Origin of the sequence: Bacillus sp. AR2-1 (assembly GCF_008368755.1) — a bacterium.
GTDB lineage: Bacteria > Bacillota > Bacilli > Bacillales > Bacillaceae_G > Bacillus_A > Bacillus_A wiedmannii.
This window is the reverse complement of sequence record NZ_QORY01000006.1, coordinates 82,996-98,553: the sequence shown is the minus strand read 5'-3', so window position 1 is coordinate 98,553 and position 15,558 is coordinate 82,996. Positions and strand designations below refer to the sequence as shown.

16 protein-coding genes, 1 pseudogene and 1 riboswitch are annotated in these 15,558 nt (G+C 34.8%); of the genes and pseudogenes, 5 read left to right on the top strand and 12 right to left on the bottom strand.

Annotation, left to right across the window (positions count from 1 at the left end):
* Window positions 1-3: 3 nt before the first annotated feature.
* The 9 genes from DT250_RS05120 to DT250_RS05080 all read right to left on the bottom strand — a co-directional run bounded on the left by DT250_RS05120 (window position 4) and on the right by DT250_RS05080 (window position 7,248).
* On the bottom strand, window positions 4-999 hold the full coding sequence (locus DT250_RS05120; RefSeq protein WP_149212713.1) for a sensor histidine kinase: 996 nt from the start codon (window positions 997-999) through the stop codon (window positions 4-6).
* Window positions 996-1,667, bottom strand: coding sequence for a response regulator transcription factor (locus DT250_RS05115; RefSeq protein ID WP_088609207.1), 672 nt, complete (start codon window positions 1,665-1,667; stop codon window positions 996-998). The genes DT250_RS05120 and DT250_RS05115 overlap by 4 nt, the downstream gene beginning before the upstream one ends.
* A 34-nt stretch (window positions 1,668-1,701) precedes the next feature.
* Window positions 1,702-2,688, bottom strand: a complete 987-nt coding sequence (locus tag DT250_RS05110) for an alpha/beta fold hydrolase (protein ID WP_149212712.1) — start codon at window positions 2,686-2,688, stop codon at window positions 1,702-1,704.
* Window positions 2,689-2,794: 106 nt separating this feature from the next.
* Window positions 2,795-3,619: a DUF2785 domain-containing protein gene (locus DT250_RS05105; protein ID WP_088081003.1), complete on the bottom strand. Its 825-nt coding sequence runs from the start codon at window positions 3,617-3,619 to the stop codon at window positions 2,795-2,797.
* Between the two features lie 236 nt (window positions 3,620-3,855).
* Window positions 3,856-4,398 carry a GrpB family protein gene (locus DT250_RS05100; RefSeq protein WP_097858964.1) on the bottom strand — a complete coding sequence of 181 codons (543 nt, stop codon included), beginning with the start codon at window positions 4,396-4,398 and terminating at the stop codon, window positions 3,856-3,858.
* Between the two features lie 99 nt (window positions 4,399-4,497).
* Complete coding sequence (locus tag DT250_RS05095; RefSeq protein ID WP_255450039.1) at window positions 4,498-4,629, bottom strand: hypothetical protein; 132 nt, start codon at window positions 4,627-4,629, stop codon at window positions 4,498-4,500.
* 111 nt (window positions 4,630-4,740) lie between these two features.
* Window positions 4,741-5,484, bottom strand: a complete 744-nt coding sequence (locus DT250_RS05090) for a metallophosphoesterase family protein (protein WP_060487251.1) — start codon at window positions 5,482-5,484, stop codon at window positions 4,741-4,743.
* 13 nt (window positions 5,485-5,497) lie between these two features.
* On the bottom strand, window positions 5,498-6,436 hold the full coding sequence (locus DT250_RS05085) for an aminoglycoside phosphotransferase family protein (protein ID WP_149212710.1): 939 nt from the start codon (window positions 6,434-6,436) through the stop codon (window positions 5,498-5,500).
* Window positions 6,437-6,450: 14 nt separating this feature from the next.
* Complete coding sequence (locus tag DT250_RS05080; RefSeq protein ID WP_149212709.1) at window positions 6,451-7,248, bottom strand: VOC family protein; 798 nt, start codon at window positions 7,246-7,248, stop codon at window positions 6,451-6,453.
* 98 nt (window positions 7,249-7,346) lie between these two features.
* Here DT250_RS05080 and DT250_RS05075 point away from each other — a divergent pair, with 98 nt between their 5' ends.
* The gene (locus DT250_RS05075) at window positions 7,347-8,357 is read left to right on the top strand and encodes a sulfite exporter TauE/SafE family protein (RefSeq protein ID WP_149212708.1); all 1,011 of its coding nucleotides are present in this window, start codon (window positions 7,347-7,349) and stop codon (window positions 8,355-8,357) included.
* A 39-nt stretch (window positions 8,358-8,396) separates the two neighbouring features.
* Here DT250_RS05075 and DT250_RS05070 read toward each other — a convergent pair whose 3' ends face one another.
* On the bottom strand, window positions 8,397-8,846 hold the full coding sequence (locus DT250_RS05070; protein ID WP_048547765.1) for a GNAT family N-acetyltransferase: 450 nt from the start codon (window positions 8,844-8,846) through the stop codon (window positions 8,397-8,399).
* A gap of 384 nt (window positions 8,847-9,230) precedes the next feature.
* A riboswitch (Lysine riboswitch) is annotated at window positions 9,231-9,423 on the top strand.
* Window positions 9,424-9,535: 112 nt separating this feature from the next.
* Here DT250_RS05070 and DT250_RS05065 point away from each other — a divergent pair.
* From DT250_RS05065 to DT250_RS05055, 3 genes and pseudogenes are all read left to right on the top strand, one after another.
* The gene (locus DT250_RS05065) at window positions 9,536-11,002 is read left to right on the top strand and encodes an amino acid permease (RefSeq protein ID WP_001083377.1); all 1,467 of its coding nucleotides are present in this window, start codon (window positions 9,536-9,538) and stop codon (window positions 11,000-11,002) included.
* Between the two features lie 113 nt (window positions 11,003-11,115).
* Entirely contained in the window at window positions 11,116-11,421 is a 306-nt protein-coding gene (locus DT250_RS05060) for an iron-sulfur cluster biosynthesis family protein (protein WP_149212707.1), read from the top strand.
* A gap of 33 nt (window positions 11,422-11,454) precedes the next feature.
* Window positions 11,455-12,106 (top strand): annotated as a pseudogene (locus DT250_RS05055) (DNA alkylation repair protein); the annotation flags it as partial.
* Window positions 12,107-12,382: 276 nt separating this feature from the next.
* On the opposite strand, the gene DT250_RS05045 reads toward DT250_RS05055, so the two are convergent.
* Together DT250_RS05045 and DT250_RS05035 are read right to left on the bottom strand one after the other, a co-directional pair.
* A complete protein-coding gene (locus tag DT250_RS05045; protein ID WP_149212706.1) occupies window positions 12,383-13,699 on the bottom strand; it encodes an RNA-guided endonuclease TnpB family protein in 1,317 nt (438 codons plus the stop codon).
* Window positions 13,700-14,091: 392 nt separating this feature from the next.
* Window positions 14,092-14,568 carry a DUF2716 domain-containing protein gene (locus DT250_RS05035; protein ID WP_149212705.1) on the bottom strand — a complete coding sequence of 159 codons (477 nt, stop codon included), beginning with the start codon at window positions 14,566-14,568 and terminating at the stop codon, window positions 14,092-14,094.
* Window positions 14,569-14,766: 198 nt separating this feature from the next.
* Between DT250_RS05035 and DT250_RS05030 the strand changes: the two genes are divergently transcribed.
* The gene (locus DT250_RS05030) at window positions 14,767-15,528 is read left to right on the top strand and encodes a class I SAM-dependent methyltransferase (protein ID WP_149212704.1); all 762 of its coding nucleotides are present in this window, start codon (window positions 14,767-14,769) and stop codon (window positions 15,526-15,528) included.
* The last annotated feature ends 30 nt before the right edge of the window (window positions 15,529-15,558 follow it).

Below are 15,558 nucleotides of genomic sequence, written 5' to 3'. Positions count from 1 at the left end.
GCTCTAAACTTTAGTATTTTCAAATGAAAACATAGTACCCCCACTATTTGATTGTAAAGTGTATTTTACATCGAACATCTTTGATATATCTTCAATATTTTTCAAACCAAGTCCCGTACCTTTACTGTTTATATCAAACCCAATCCCATTATCTCTAAAGGAAACAATATCTTCATCTATAATAATTTTGAGTTTTTTAGCTTTAGAATGTTTAAGGACATTTTGAAAAATATTATCAAATAACCTTTGCATCCATAACTCATTACTATTCCATATCAACTCTTTATCTTGTAGATTATATGCTAATTCAATTTTATGAATGCTATACAAATAGCTCCATTTTTTAATCATATTTTCTATTAAATTATGTATATTAACTTCATCATTCACAATATAAGTATTCTCTAAGGTCTCTGTAGATTGAATATTAAATTCGTTAGTTAAATCACTTATATATTGTATCTGCTCATACATTGATTCAAGTACTGGTGCTTGTTCCTTGTACTCACCTTCTAAATAATATAATTGTAATCTGACTGCTGTTAAGGGTGTATTAATATCATGCCGTAATTTATTTAATAGTTCTTTTTTTATTTGTTCCTGTTGTTTTAGTTCTAATTCTCGATAAGTTGTTCTTTCTATAAGCAAATTTACTGATTTAATCAGCTCTCCCATTTCATCATCACTTTTAACATTTATTATATTAGGGATTTTTTTATCACTTGCTAAATCTCGAATCGTTTGATTTAATACATTAATTTTATTTAATACTGTGTTAATCGATTTTGAAAATACAAAAGCTAATATTAATAGTGATAATAAAAATATGATTAACATCGTAGGATATGCATAGGATTCGTGAAAAGGAATGTTCTTATTTTTAGTTTTAAAGACAACATTATAAATAACTGATGCAAAGATACTAATTGACAATAATAACAGTGGTACGCTAATAATAGCGGAGAGTAATAGTAACTGATATTTTTTCTTTAAGTTCATTTCTTCATATAGGTATTTAGTCTATACCCTTCTCCATATATGTTCTGAATAATATCACCCGTTTTATCATCAATTTTGGTCCTGATTTTCTTTATATGTACGTTCATGATATTTTGATTTCTATCTTCAAGTTGCCATAGGTAATCATAGAAGTGTTCTTTCGATAAAATTCTATCTCTATTTTCATATAAATAGAAGAATATTTTACGTTCGATTGCTGTAAAAGCAACTTCATTACGCAAATCATTAATGAAAACTCTTTTATATTCTGCATCTATAAATAAATGGTTAATTTGCGTGAATGTACCATATTGATTATCTAACATTTTCTGAATCCTTAACAACAACTCTCTAGGATCAAAAGGTTTTATCATGTATTCTTCTCCAATAGTCAAACCTTTTAGTTTACTATCCATATCATTCCTAGCTGATAGAAATATAATTGGAATATTTAATCCTAGATTTTTTATTTTCTTTGTAATTTGATAACCATCTTCGCCTGGTAACATAACATCCATTATGACTAAATCTATTTCATGAATTACATCAAGAACTTTCCTTCCCTCTTTTTCCCAACACACATTATACTTCTCGCGCTGTAAAATTTTTTGTAATAATTCTCCTATAATCAAATCGTCTTCAACAATTAATATGTTATATACTTTCATTATGTAGACCTTTCATCACTAAAATAACAATAGCTTAGTTCTTCATTACTTTATTCTTAATAAAGTCCATAGTAAATTTGTATATTTCATCAGGAGCGTATAAATAAATGCTATGTGTACCTTCAATTATTTTTACATCGGCTATTAATAACTTGCTAGCAAACTCCTTATAATCTTCGTTTTTTTGCTTTGTATAATTCGAATCTTTATATTGCCTAGCAATCGCATCTATAAATAACATTGGTGTTTCTTTTGGGATCGATAAGGAATTTGATTTTTTACTGTTATTGTAGCTTTGTAAAAGTTCTTGCTTCATATCATCATTAAAAGCCCTCTTATACGTAAGCGCTTTATAAATATCTTTTTCCTGTTCGTTTAAAAAGGATTGACGAATGACTTCGGGATTATAAGTAATAGAGGGAGCTAATCTCTGAAAACCAAATTTCGTTAAAATATTCATCCCTTTTATTTTTAATGAATCAAGCATACCTATTTTATTAGTTACGTACTGTTTAGGTAAACCAATATCTAACGCAATAATCCCTTTTACTTCACTTGGATATTTTTGTGCCCAATAAATAGCCTCTATTCCCGATAGAGAGTGTGGTACTAAAATGTAAGGTGGTTTATTTCCACTTCGAATAAGCGCTTCTCTCGTTTGTTCTAATATCGTATCAATATCTCTATCATCTTGAAAAACGTCACTGTATCCATAACCCGCTCTCTCAATTACAGAAATCTTGTTTTCTTTTGAAAATTTACTATATAAGCCTTTCAATTCATAAACAGGAGCGGCAATTCCAGATCCGGCCATAAATACAAATGTAACCGCCCCGCTCCCCTCATTATAAATATTCACTTTTTTATTATCGAAATTAACAAGTTCACCTTCATTCTTCATTAATTTCGATTCGATTTTTAATTGATAGTTATGATATATAAATACAGCGCCTGTTCCAAAGAAAATCATACTAATACACATTAAAAATATTATTTTCACTGACTTCAATAATTTTTTCATTTGACACCCCTTTCAACCTATATTGAAAGGGTACAATATAAAAATAAATTTCTAATAAATTTTTCAAAATTAATATCTATTCATTGTTTCTAAGGATGAATCACTTTTAATACCTACGTAAACCCTTCAAAGTCTCCAATATATCATCTGTAAAGGCTGTACTACCTTCTGTCTCTAAAACTCTGAAATAAAAACTTCTTAGGAAAGTTCTAATATTTTGTACTAAAATAGCATGCTGCGGATGTCGAATGTCTTCAACAGTTGCTATACTGTGTAACCAGTTGCTCCACTCTTCTTCAGTTAAAAGATTTTGGTTACGTAAAGACATAATCGGCTTTACTAATCGCTCATCTTCAAAGTGCACATACACGTAATCACTTAATCGAACCTTCTGACGAACAGCTGCAAGAATCGCATATGAAAACTCACGATTTTGTATAGTACGTGCTAAAGCATCAAGTGCATCAGCAGCGTGTGCTGTAGAATGTGCCCAACCTTTTCCTTCTACGTAACCTCTTACATCTTCTTCTAAATATACATATTCCAACACTTGTTCTGCCACACTGTACAATTGTTCTTCAGATAACAATGGTTCTCTTTCATGAACAGATAAAATAAGTGGTGGAATTAATACGGAGAATGCACGTTTAAATACAGAGTCTGTTCCCTTTTCACCAATTTTATAAAATAAATAATCAGGACTAATCGCTTGTAACATTAACCCTCGTAACTCTTTTTGTCTAAATACATCATTCGTAATCCATGTGTGAAGCGTACTATAAATTAAATCATCACGTAATTCAGCATCAGGTGAACCGATATAATCTAGCATCCACTGCGCATATGGATATGCATCTACATCTTCTGGTACAGCATAATTATTATTTTTAATTTGTAGTAGTTCTTCTTTTAGTTCTAGTACTTCATTCATTATATTTCCTGTCCCCTTTTTACTTTATTAACATATTTTCGCCTTATCCCCTGTAATTGCCTATCCTTATATGAACTTGATTCAATTATATAAAATTTATCCTGATAAATAAAAGGAAATACATTAGAACATCGCAGTCTCTCACTTTGTTTACATGCATTTCATGTCAGTTTAAGTTATAAAATACAGTATGTTTTTTCTTTTATATTCAAACGTAGTTACAATAAAAGGTTGCATCATTTTAGAACTTGTTTAATAAACTCTGTTTTAGCTTTTGTGTATGCTTCTCTATCTTGGTTATATCTTTTAGCTAAATCTTGTTTCAGATTTGAATAATCATAAACTAATTGTGGATTTTCTCGTAAGCGGTTACGAAATAAAAGTTGATGGTCCCATCGCTCAGTTCCTTTAACCATTAAATGCAGGTGTGCTACACGCCTATTATTCTTAACTTTCACAAAGAACCTTCTCCAAGGTCTTTCATCTAATTCTGGGCTTACATAATGCCAATTATATATGGCCAATGTAGCTGAAATATCTAGTACTCTTTCAAATGAGTCTATTTCAGCCATTAGATCAATGATAGGTTTTGCAGGTAAACCAGGTATGGATGTACTTCCTATATGTATTACTTTGCTTATACCTAGAGGAGCAAGCAGTTCATATAATTGCTGCTCTTCACATCGGCCTTTATCTTGCCAATCAGGATTTGCATTAACTATCTCTACTGACTCATTCGCCCATACAGGCCAATCGTTCAGATTATCTTTCTTATCCATCCAAAGCCTCCCATTTCACGATTTTAGATTCCTTTAAATACAATTACCGGATCATCAAAATTACTATTCCAAAATACAACATCCGCACACTCTTTCGGATTATGCTAGTTCGCTTGCCAATGTTGTTTTTCCTGAAGCTGTAATACCACTTACTCCAACTCTTATTGGATGTGTTAAATTTAATTTTAAAATATGATCTGCAATTTCTTTCATGCGTTGTATTCGGTTCATGATATTTCCTCCCACAGTTAGTTTACATAACATAATTACAAGTAACAATCCATGTCATTATTTGTCGGTAAGTCGATATATCGAAAAAATCGTTGATATATTATGATTAGCTTACTTTCCCTTAAACCCTCGATATAAAGCAGTCCGTAATTCTTGTTTGTATTCTTCAATTTCTGGCATATCGAGTTCTTCTGCTAGCCTGATAGCTAATTCAATATCATACGGTACACGTACGAGTTGAATGGAAAAGCTTGCGGCTTCTTTTTCATTGTATGTTCCTTCAAATATTAAATAGGAAGCTTGTGTAATTTCAAGTGGATTGCCTACACTACCTGCATTACATAACGTTTTACCTCTGAAATTTTGAACGAACGCTTGGTGAACATCACCGTAGCAAACGACATCGGGTTTTCTTTCCCCTTCTATATTCTCTGTGAGCTCACTATTTTCGAACATACTAATACGCTCTTCTCTTGAGGCATGTGGTTGAATTCTTTCATATAAACTTCTCGGTGAAGCGTGGAACATACGAATCAGTTTGCCGCTCATAAAAAATTCGATTGAAAATGGTAAGCTTCTTAAATAGTCATTTTGTTCTTCTGATAATTGTTTTTGATGCCATTTTAAGGCTTCAAATTCAGTCGGTTTTGTAATGAAATCATCCCAGTTTCCCATTACAACTCCATCACATTCTTTACGAATGATTTTAATCACTTCGCTAGAATGAGGGCCTTTTCCGACTAAATCTCCAAGACAAATGATGCGCTCAATTCCTCTTAATTTAATATCTTGCAGCACAGATTCTAAAGCTGGAATATTACCGTGAATATCTGAAATTACCGCTATTTTATCCATATGAATCCCTCCATTACTTATTGTTTATTATATCCTCATGTTGTGATTGATACCATTTTGGAATATAGGATGAAAAATTGTTATGATCTTCTAAAATTCCGTTCAATCTTTCCTTCATATCATCTACTAAATGTGGCGTGCTTCGGTTTGTCCATACGATATCAGCTGGGAATGTCATTGCTGCATATAATGAGTACAGCTGCCAAAAGTGAAGTGACGGTTCTCCTCCACAATAACCGTGAACTTGTCCAACCGCAAATGGTTTACTTATTCTTGTAGTAAAGATCGCTACGTTATAAAAATCATGTATTGGATCGCCAAAATCATATCCACCAAAATCTATAACGATAAACTCTTTATTATGAATCATACTATTTGCTGGATGGAAGTCATCGTGTAAAAATGTGATTGGGCGATTTTTCAATAATTGTTTATGCTCCCCTACAAAACTTAATACTGGCTTCAAATCAAGGAAGTCTATTTCATAGTTTGCTAACGCTTCTACGTATCTTTCGTATTTATTCCATCGAACCGTTTCCCATTTATTACTTGCACTTTCTCTTTCAATTGAGTGGATTCTCTTTAATACTTCTCCTGCTTTTCTTCCTGCATAATACTGTTCTTCCACCGATAGTTTCCCTAAACCTTCTTCACCATTTACACCTTGGATCCATTCAAATACTTGAATACATTTATTTAAATCCTCCAGCTTTATAAAATGAATGAACTTAGGCGTAGGAATATGTAATAACTCTAATTGTTTCATATACGTATATTCTTCTTGTTTACGTTCAAAATGAACAGCATCACATATTTTTACAAAATATGTCACTCTATTTTCTAATTCTATTTTATATTTCTCTTCATGTGAAAAACCTTTTGAAATAGCTGTACACTTTGTAATACGAGGCCATTCTAGTTTTCTCTCTATCTCTCTAAGTGTTTCTTCCACTATGTTCACCTCTATCAATATATGTACAAACTACTTAACACTTCATGCTCTCGTTTATTTTCCCCATTACACTCCACTGCAAATGGATATTCGCCATGATGATTCAAACGTTCTAGTACTAACCCTTCTCCTTTTGGTTCACAAAACTGCACATGAACATCTCCAAATGATACGCTTTGGCACTCTGCATTCCATTCTTCATTTTTAACGACCTGGCTTGCAGTTAGCCCCATTACTTCTTTCCATTTCCGTACTGTTTCTCGAACATTTTTCACTGCGTAATGAATCGTTTCAATTTGTTGTACTTTGTTTTTATGTTCAGTGATCGTCCCTATGTTACGTAAATCGTTTCTTCTTTCTTCATCCGTTTCATTCCATTGTATAAAGAATGGTAATTTCGGTCCGTTTTCCTCTTGCTTTACAAATAACATTTTCCATTCTAAAAGGCGGCCATCTTTTCTCATACGTTTCCCTTCAAATGGTCCTACCGTATGTAAACCTTGCTTACTAAACTTAACTGCTAGGTCTTCAATGGCATCTGCTCGAATTGCGATTTGTAGCATTCCTTCTCCGTCTTGTAATTTCACTACTGTTTCTTGTACTAATGGATTGTTTGCTTTCTTCGCTTTTTCTTCATGCTGAATTGCTAAAAATTCTATATAGGATAAATCAAAATAACATAAACTATTCCAAGTACCCCAGGCCGTATGCTCTCCGCCTAGTGCAGTATGAAATCCACGCTCCTGCATTTGTTTCGCCGCTTCCTCCGGTGTACCGTGTACTGCGTGTACGAGATGATCAAATCGTAACATGTCTTTCTCCCCTTTCTCTCCATCCTTTTATTGTATATTTTATTTTTCTTTCATTCAATTCAAAAAACTTTAAAACCCAGTTGATTTATACGATTAATATGTATTATAATGAAACAAATTTAATTATTGCTGATTGGAAAAACCAAAGGCACTTTTCTCATACGGGAAAAGTGTCTTTTTCATTTATTATTACAGGGGGATTATTTATGCAGAAATTAATTGTCTTTGCTATTATTGGATTTTTCGCTCAATTGATTGATGGGGCGCTTGGAATGGCGTACGGGGTAACATCTACCTCACTATTATTAATGTTTGGTATCGCACCGGCTGTAGCTTCCGCATCTGTTCATTTAGCTGAAGTCGTTACAACCGCCGCTTCTGGTGCATCTCACCTCAAATTTGGAAACGTTGATAAATATACCGTTTCCAGGCTTACATTGCCAGGAGCAATTGGCGCATTTATTGGAGCATGTTTTTTAAGTAATTTACCTGGCGATGTAATTAAACCGTACATTTCCGTATTTTTATTTACTTTAGGGGTTTATATTTTATTACGATTCCTCATTCAAAAACAAATTGTTACTTCAAATAAGCGTATGTCTGCTAAACAGCTTGTTCCGCTTGGCTTATTTGCTGGATTCGTTGATTCAACTGGTGGTGGTGGCTGGGGGCCAATTACGACACCTGTACTTTTGGCAAGAGGAAATGAAGCTAGAAAAGTTATCGGATCTGTAGACACGAGTGAGTTTCCTGTCTCACTCGCTGCAACAATCGGCTTTTTCATTTCTCTTGGCTGGGAACAAGTAAGCTGGGTTTGGGTATTTTCTCTTATGCTCGGTGGTATCGTTGCGGCACCGATCGCTGCATGGTTAGTGCGCATCGTTCCTTCTCATTTACTTGGCGTATTAGTTGGTGGCCTTATTATCTTTACAAACATTCGTACACTGCTTACTACATTTAAAGTTGATCCAACTATTATTTCACTTTCTTACGTGGCAGTTGGTCTTGTCGTTATTATTTCTATTTTCATTGCTGTTCACAATCATTCCAAGCGTTCTAACGCATCGACAGCTGGATATCCGAATGATCAAAAACAAATGCTACCATAACGATAAAAATACCGCCCGATATACTTCGAGCGGTATTTTTTATTGTTCTATTTTCCAATTAATCATCGTTTCTGTAGTGCCAATTCTCTTCATATGTAGTTTCTCTAATACACGAATCGAGCTAATATTTTCAAGAAGTGTCTCTGCAATAATCGTTTCTACCTCTTCTGTTTGAAAAGCCCAATTTATTAGCTCTCTTACAGCTTCTGTCGCATACCCTTTATTCCAATATTTCTCAATAAATCCGTAACCAATTTCTACTATATGTTCCTCATTTGGTTTCCCTTTAAACCCTATATCACCTAGAACGATGTCATCTTCTTTTCGAATGACATACCACGCGCCCCAAGGTAATACTTCCTTATCTTTTTTTACAGTTTCTACATGTCCTACAATATGTGGACCACTATCATATCCTTGCTTGCTCGCAACGTGCATCCTCTCTTCTGTACACGGTACTATATAGAGCCTTTCTGTTTCTAATTTCATGTTGATGTCCCCTTTTCAATTAAACAATACTTCAATTTTACCAGAAATAAATAGAATATTCATTCTATTTATCAGATTTATACTTATTCTTTGAAACGAATTTAAGGAATAATCCTCTTTTGATACTTATGTCGAATTATATTTTCTGAATTTTCTTTTAATTTTAGAGGGTTTTTCAATATTTTTTGCGAAACATTTGTATAACAATTTCTTTCTTTATTTTTTTACATAACAGTTGGTTCGGGTGGAGTTTTGCGAGCGTTTCCTATACAATAACCGATATTTTTTGACTTTTCCTAACAAAATATCTTGCAATATATTCAGAAAGTCATTACAATTGCCATATATTAAAAATCTTAGCAATATATCAAATCCTCATCAATCCGATGAGGTAGAGGTTGCGACTTTTATGAGTAAAACGGACGAGACACAGAGAATGTCACCGACTCCGTTTGAAAGGAAAAGTTGCCGAAGTTTATATTTCTTCTCTGGAATTATGAGCTGGGTCTGTCTCCGAAAGGAACAGAACTGTCACGTTTACAAAATTACCGTGTAAACGTGGGGTGCTATCTTAACGGAAGGGTATGATGGGGTGGTTATTTGTGAAACGTTCCGCCAAATTCCTTTGGCGGTTTTTTGTATTTTTCTCCCCCGTTCCTTCCTATCTTACAAGAAAAGGAGTGTTGAACATGAATAGCGCAACGAATCAAGCTACCTCTAAAACGCAAACTACACAAGGACAAGGTGAATTAAAACGCGGATTAAAATCTCGTCACCTTACGATGATTTCTCTCGGTGGTACAATCGGTACCGGACTATTTCTTGCCAGCGGTGGTGTCATCCATTCAGCTGGACCTGGTGGCGCATTAATTGCATACGCCGCAATCGGGATTATGGTTTACTTTTTAATGACAAGCTTAGCTGAACTCGCAGCTTACATGCCTGTTACTGGATCTTTTAGTACTTATGCAACAAAATTTGTTGATCCGTCCCTTGGCTTTGCACTTGGATGGAACTATTGGTATAACTGGGCCATTACAATTGCTGCTGAACTCGCTGCTGTAACATTAATTATGAAATTTTGGTTCCCAGATACCCCTTCTCTTATTTGGAGTGGATTATGTTTAGCTATTATTTTCCTTTTAAACTATTTATCTGTTAAAGGGTTTGGTGAATCTGAATATTGGTTCGCACTTATTAAAGTAGTTACTATTATTATCTTTTTAATTGTCGGCTTCATGATGATTTTCGGGATTATGGGCGGCGAATCTGTTGGCTTTAAAAACTTCACTGTTGCAGATGCGCCATTTAATGGCGGCATTATGGCAATTATCGGTGTATTTATGGCTGCTGGGTTCTCCTTCCAAGGAACTGAATTATTAGGAGTTGCTGCTGGTGAAACTGCTGATCCAGAGCGTAACATTCCGAAAGCAATTCGCTCGATCTTTTGGCGTATTCTTTTATTCTATATCCTTGCGATTCTCGTTATCGGTTTATTAATTCCTTATACAACTGAAAGCCTTGCCGCAAGTGATGTTACAGTAAGTCCATTTACACTTATTTTTGAAAAAGCAGGCGTTGCCTTTGCTGCTTCTGTTATGAACGCTGTTATTTTAACGGCAGTACTATCTGCTGGTAACTCTGGAATGTACGCATCAACTCGTATGCTTTGGGACTTAGCTCGCCAAGGTAAAGCACCGAAGTTTCTTGGTAAATTAGATAGCCGCGGTGTACCTGTTAACGCATTAATCGTAACGTCAATTGTTGGTAGTATCGCTTTCATTGCTTCCTTATTCGGTGACGGTGTTGTATACATTTGGTTATTAAACGCATCTGGAATGTCTGGCTTTATCGCATGGGTCGGAATCGCAATTAGTCATTACCGTTTCCGTAAAGCATATATCGCTCAAGGTAAAGATTTAAAAGACTTACCATATAGAGCAAAATGGTTCCCGTTCGGTCCAATCTTCGCATTTGCACTTTGTGTCATCGTAATTTTAGGACAAAACTACGGCGCATTCATGGGCGAAGCAATCGATTGGAACGGTGTACTCGTTTCTTACATCGGTTTACCACTCTTCTTAGTACTATGGTTAGGATATAAATTTACGAAGAAAACGAAAGTGATTCCACTTGATAAATGTGAATTGAAATAAAGTGAAACGAGCAAACAAATATGTTTGCTCGTTTTTTATTCCAATGCTTCTCCCTTCCCTATTCCTCCTGTTTTTGCAATAATAAAGGAAATATACATAAAGGTTGGGATACCATGAACATTCGCATTACTGATGAAGCAAAAGCAGCTATACATAGATTAGAACGTGAAGACAAAAAAATCATTCGCATTAGAGGAACAATGACAAACTCTTGCAGTATTTTCGTTGATGTTGATTTAATTTGGGATACATATGATGCAGATTATGTTGTATATGAAGATGCTGAGTTTATCGTACAAATGGATTCATTTACGAAAGACTACACTGGTGATACGGTGACACTTGATTATAAAACGACAGGTTTTAGTATTACGACTCCGAGTGAGACTTTAGTTTATGGGTTGTCGATTAAAAAATAAAAATTATTTTCAGCTGATCAATGAGGTGAAAAAATGGGTAATTATATTCCGTTAAAATTTTTATTTAATGAAGAATTAGCAGAAATAATGGCTGATTCTATTTGTAAACACGATCCTAATTTCTCTAAAAGAAACTTCGTATCTTCCGTAACATGTAAAGTTGAAAATTTAGAGTTAAAGCAACGTATAGAAGTAATAGCAGATGAATTACACGATGCATTACAAAAAGATTTTAATGCAGCAATACATATTTTACTGAAAACATTGGGGCCAGAAAACACAACAGAAGTAGGCACATTTACAAACGGATATATGTACATGCCTTTTGCAAAATACGTTGAAAAATATGGGCTTAACGATTTTGAAACCTCATGTAACGCCATGTATGAAATAACAAAAATGAATACTGCTGAATATGCCATTCGGCCTTTTCTCGAAACATACCATGAAGAGACACTACACATATTACAACAGTGGATTCATGACGAAAACAGCCACATTTAGAAGATTAGTTTCCGAAGGTACAAGGCCCAGACTTCCTTGGGCTAAAAAAATAGGAGCTCTGAAAGGTGACTTTAAGAACAATTTACAGCTTCTTGAACCATTAATGAATGATCCTTCTAAATATGTCCAAAAATCAGTAGCCAATCATATTAACGATATTACGAAAGAAGGTCAACTACTCCCACTGAGATAAAACGTTTCAGTGGGGCTTGAGTTTGAATGCTAGGTCTTTTCGTCTATCACTAGACAGGTTGACGCTCTAGCATTCATGCCACCTTACGGTAACATCCCAAGTAAGTTTTTGGTTGGTACTGGCAACGAACGAGTGTTTTCCCACTTGCACCACCCTTTCGAAAAAGAGCGATTCTTCCTTATGGAAGAAGCCACCACTCAGATGAATCTGGCGTGTGCTACAAGCCCCGACAAGTCGAATACACATGGATGGTTGACACACCCACTAAGCTATGCACGAGGCAACAGCCTTACGTTTTTGCACTTCTAATAGAATCGGCGTTTTCACTTTGAGGTTGTCATCCAATTCTACAACTCTTGATTTTTGCAATGTATTCAGCGCACCATTAATATCAGCATGGATACATGTTCCTGCTTTACTTTGGTACAGACCACGAGTGATTCGTTTGCCACTAAAGTGATAATGCGTCTTATCATCCTTAGTCCAAACTGGAATCGGATCTTTATCCAGAAAACTAGCTTTTGAAGTATAGCTTTCTTCTTGTTTTAAAAATCGGATCCCTTCTTTTACACATTTATTCTCAATTGCTGCAATCAGTTTATGAAACGGGATTTGAACAAATGTTTGATTATTCTTTTTCCCCATCTCAGATTTTTGTTTCCAACCAACGTTATAGCCTACGACAATCGTATCTATGCCAAATGCTTTCACTTTTTTAAACAACAAGCCTATCGTTTGTGAAATGTAACCATTTATTTGTCTTTCTCGTTTTGAAATTCCGTTTTCAATATTTTTCTGTTGCAGATTACATATCATTTTGTTGAAATATTGGTTTATGGATTTTAATTTTTTTCCATCAATTAAGAAGGTATCACCTGTATTTGTTATACAACTTACTAATCTATCTACACCTAAATCGCAACTCAAAGCGTTACTCGTAGTCGTGGATTGTTTCTTCATTTGAGAAACGTGCATTTCATATGTATAATGCACCTCAAAGAACCGACCTTTTTGCTTCGGTACAATCTCAATGTAGGAGATTTTTTTATGTCTTAAGTTTTTCGGCATACGTATTTTAATGGAACCGAATTTTTGCCTGAATGCAACACTCATCGGAATCATCCAAAACCCGTTATCATCCACTTTTGGAACTTGATAGATTTCAATGATTCGTTTGTCAGTGGAACGAGAATACTTCGGAAACTTAGGGCGACCTGTAAACTTCTCAGGATTTTTCTTCCACTGTTCCAAGGCTTTAAAAAAGCTCTTTACTTCTGCATACAAGGCTCTACGAATGGCTTGAACAGAGTTTGATTGAATGCCACAGTAATTCATATCGGCTTGCATGGCAGTGTCCACTTCTTTTACAGTAGCCATCTTGTTATTATTCAGGTAACTTTGTTTCATCGTATACAATCCAACATTTCGCAACGCTTTTGAACTATGTGACATGCGCTGAAGTAAACGAAATTCTTTTGCGGTAAGGCAAGCCCGTCCGATATTTTGTTTCTGCGTGAATCGTTGCATGGTTTCTCTTTTCTTTTGTTTACGTAATACTTTCACTGCTTTCTTTCTAGCCATTGTTTTCACCACCTTTCTTAGAGAGTTCATTGCTTTTGACAAATCAATATTTGGAACGAAACGCAACAAAATGTGAACATGTTCTTCATCGTAATTCCCTTTGGTTCAAGTAGCCGAATGATGATCATTATTCAATTTCGTTGTCTTACAATCTGTTCCCTCCTTATCTATGATAGATTATATCGTAAGATAAAAAGAAATAAATATTCGCCCCGGGAAATTTATTACAAACGAAACAAAAGAGTTCAGTCTACCTTCTGACAGCAATTCATCTCCACCTGAATTGTTGGGTTTCGCCCGTAACACAAATCAGATGGAGATGAATTGCCGAAAGGGAGAAAAAGTCCTTATACTTCAAAAATGAAGTATAAGGACTTTTTCTCTTTCAAACATTACCCTTGCCTTAAAATATTTCGAAACATTTCCGGCTTATTTCGTTCAAAGCTTTCTATAAGTTCTTTTCCAAATATCGTTATACTCTCTTCCCAAGGGTGGCCTAAATAGCCCCACTTAAAGTCTTTCTGAATAAAGAAGTAGTAATCTCCATTTGGAAATACAGGTATAATCCACTCATTAAATTCATTTCTTTCAAACTCTAAATGTGGATTCACCCAATAACACTCATGTTGCCAATCCAGTGCCATGATATATTCATTCGATGCTGTATTTTTTTTAAAAGCTTGTAACGCTTTACTTTCCAGATCGTTTATCGACTCCCCAAAGTAATGAGAAATATCATATGTTACAAAAGGACTTGGCACTTTAAATGATGGAAATATAGAATCACTTGGTGAAAACTTTAGCTTACTATCTATCCTGTCCCAAATTTGGTCGTACTCCTCGTCTGTATACTCCATCCAGTTTCCCATTAAACAACTACCTTCCCCCATAATTTCAAAGGATTTTCACTCGATTATCCCGAATATATAAATCACCATTCTCACAAGGAGCGAATGTATATGAATCTATTCGAACACGAAACGTAAAACCGTTCCACTTTAATAAGAGGTCCTCCTTTTTTTCTTTTCTCATCATAACATTTACTTACAAAATAGGAGGATACAATTATGAAACATGATCCATTATTTTTAACTTTATTAGAAAGTGCTAATACAAATTTTAGCGGTTGGGATTTCTCATTCATTTCAGAAACGGGTCGAATGAAGAGCCAGCCTTTATCGTGGTCGTACGGCAGCACTGCTTTCCAGCTTATGCAGCATGCAGAATCAATGCTCGATATGGGTACTGGCGGTGGAGAGTTTTTATCTATGTTACAACCGTTCCCGTCAACTATTTATGCTACTGAGGGCTATGCTCCAAACGTGCCAATCGCTCGAAAGAAATTAGAACCTTTAGGGGTTACAGTTATAGAGGTAACAGATGATACTGCTTTACCATTTCAAAATGGTCAGTTTGATTTAATCATAAATCAACATGAATCATATGCTGCTTCTGAAGTAAAAAGAATACTTTCTACAAATGGAACATTTCTTACCCAACAAGTTGGCGGCCTTGATTGTGCGGAACTTAATGAGCAGTTTAACGCACCGCTAAATAGCGAATTTACAAGTTGGTCGCTTGAAGCAGCATGCATTGAGTTAAAGAAAAATGGATTTACTATTTTAGAAGAAAAAGAAGAATTCCCTTTTCAACGCTTTTACGACATTGGCGCTATCGTCTATTATTTAAAAGCGATTCTGTGGCAAATTCCTGATTTTACTGTCGAAGGTTACTATGAGGAATTATATCGTATACATGAAATCATCTTACAAAAAGGTTATTTTGATGTGAAGCAACATCGTTTTATGATTAAAGCGATTCGCAGTTAATCATGGAGCATATGAAAAAGAGATGGATCT

Coding starts and splice junctions, on each gene's coding strand:
- DT250_RS05120 (WP_149212713.1), bottom strand. CDS start 999: ATGAACTTAAAGAAAAAATATCAGTTACTATTACTCTCCGCTATTATT.
- DT250_RS05115 (WP_088609207.1), bottom strand. CDS start 1,667: ATGAAAGTATATAACATATTAATTGTTGAAGACGATTTGATTATAGGA.
- DT250_RS05110 (WP_149212712.1), bottom strand. CDS start 2,688: ATGAAAAAATTATTGAAGTCAGTGAAAATAATATTTTTAATGTGTATT.
- DT250_RS05105 (WP_088081003.1), bottom strand. CDS start 3,619: ATGAATGAAGTACTAGAACTAAAAGAAGAACTACTACAAATTAAAAAT.
- DT250_RS05100 (WP_097858964.1), bottom strand. CDS start 4,398: ATGGATAAGAAAGATAATCTGAACGATTGGCCTGTATGGGCGAATGAG.
- DT250_RS05095 (WP_255450039.1), bottom strand. CDS start 4,629: ATGAACCGAATACAACGCATGAAAGAAATTGCAGATCATATTTTAAAA.
- DT250_RS05090 (WP_060487251.1), bottom strand. CDS start 5,484: ATGGATAAAATAGCGGTAATTTCAGATATTCACGGTAATATTCCAGCT.
- DT250_RS05080 (WP_149212709.1), bottom strand. CDS start 7,248: ATGTTACGATTTGATCATCTCGTACACGCAGTACACGGTACACCGGAG.
- DT250_RS05075 (WP_149212708.1), top strand. CDS start 7,347: ATGTATTATAATGAAACAAATTTAATTATTGCTGATTGGAAAAACCAA.
- DT250_RS05070 (WP_048547765.1), bottom strand. CDS start 8,846: ATGAAATTAGAAACAGAAAGGCTCTATATAGTACCGTGTACAGAAGAG.
- DT250_RS05065 (WP_001083377.1), top strand. CDS start 9,536: ATGAATAGCGCAACGAATCAAGCTACCTCTAAAACGCAAACTACACAA.
- DT250_RS05060 (WP_149212707.1), top strand. CDS start 11,116: ATGAACATTCGCATTACTGATGAAGCAAAAGCAGCTATACATAGATTA.
- DT250_RS05045 (WP_149212706.1), bottom strand. CDS start 13,699: ATGGCTAGAAAGAAAGCAGTGAAAGTATTACGTAAACAAAAGAAAAGA.
- DT250_RS05035 (WP_149212705.1), bottom strand. CDS start 14,568: ATGGGAAACTGGATGGAGTATACAGACGAGGAGTACGACCAAATTTGG.
- DT250_RS05030 (WP_149212704.1), top strand. CDS start 14,767: ATGAAACATGATCCATTATTTTTAACTTTATTAGAAAGTGCTAATACA.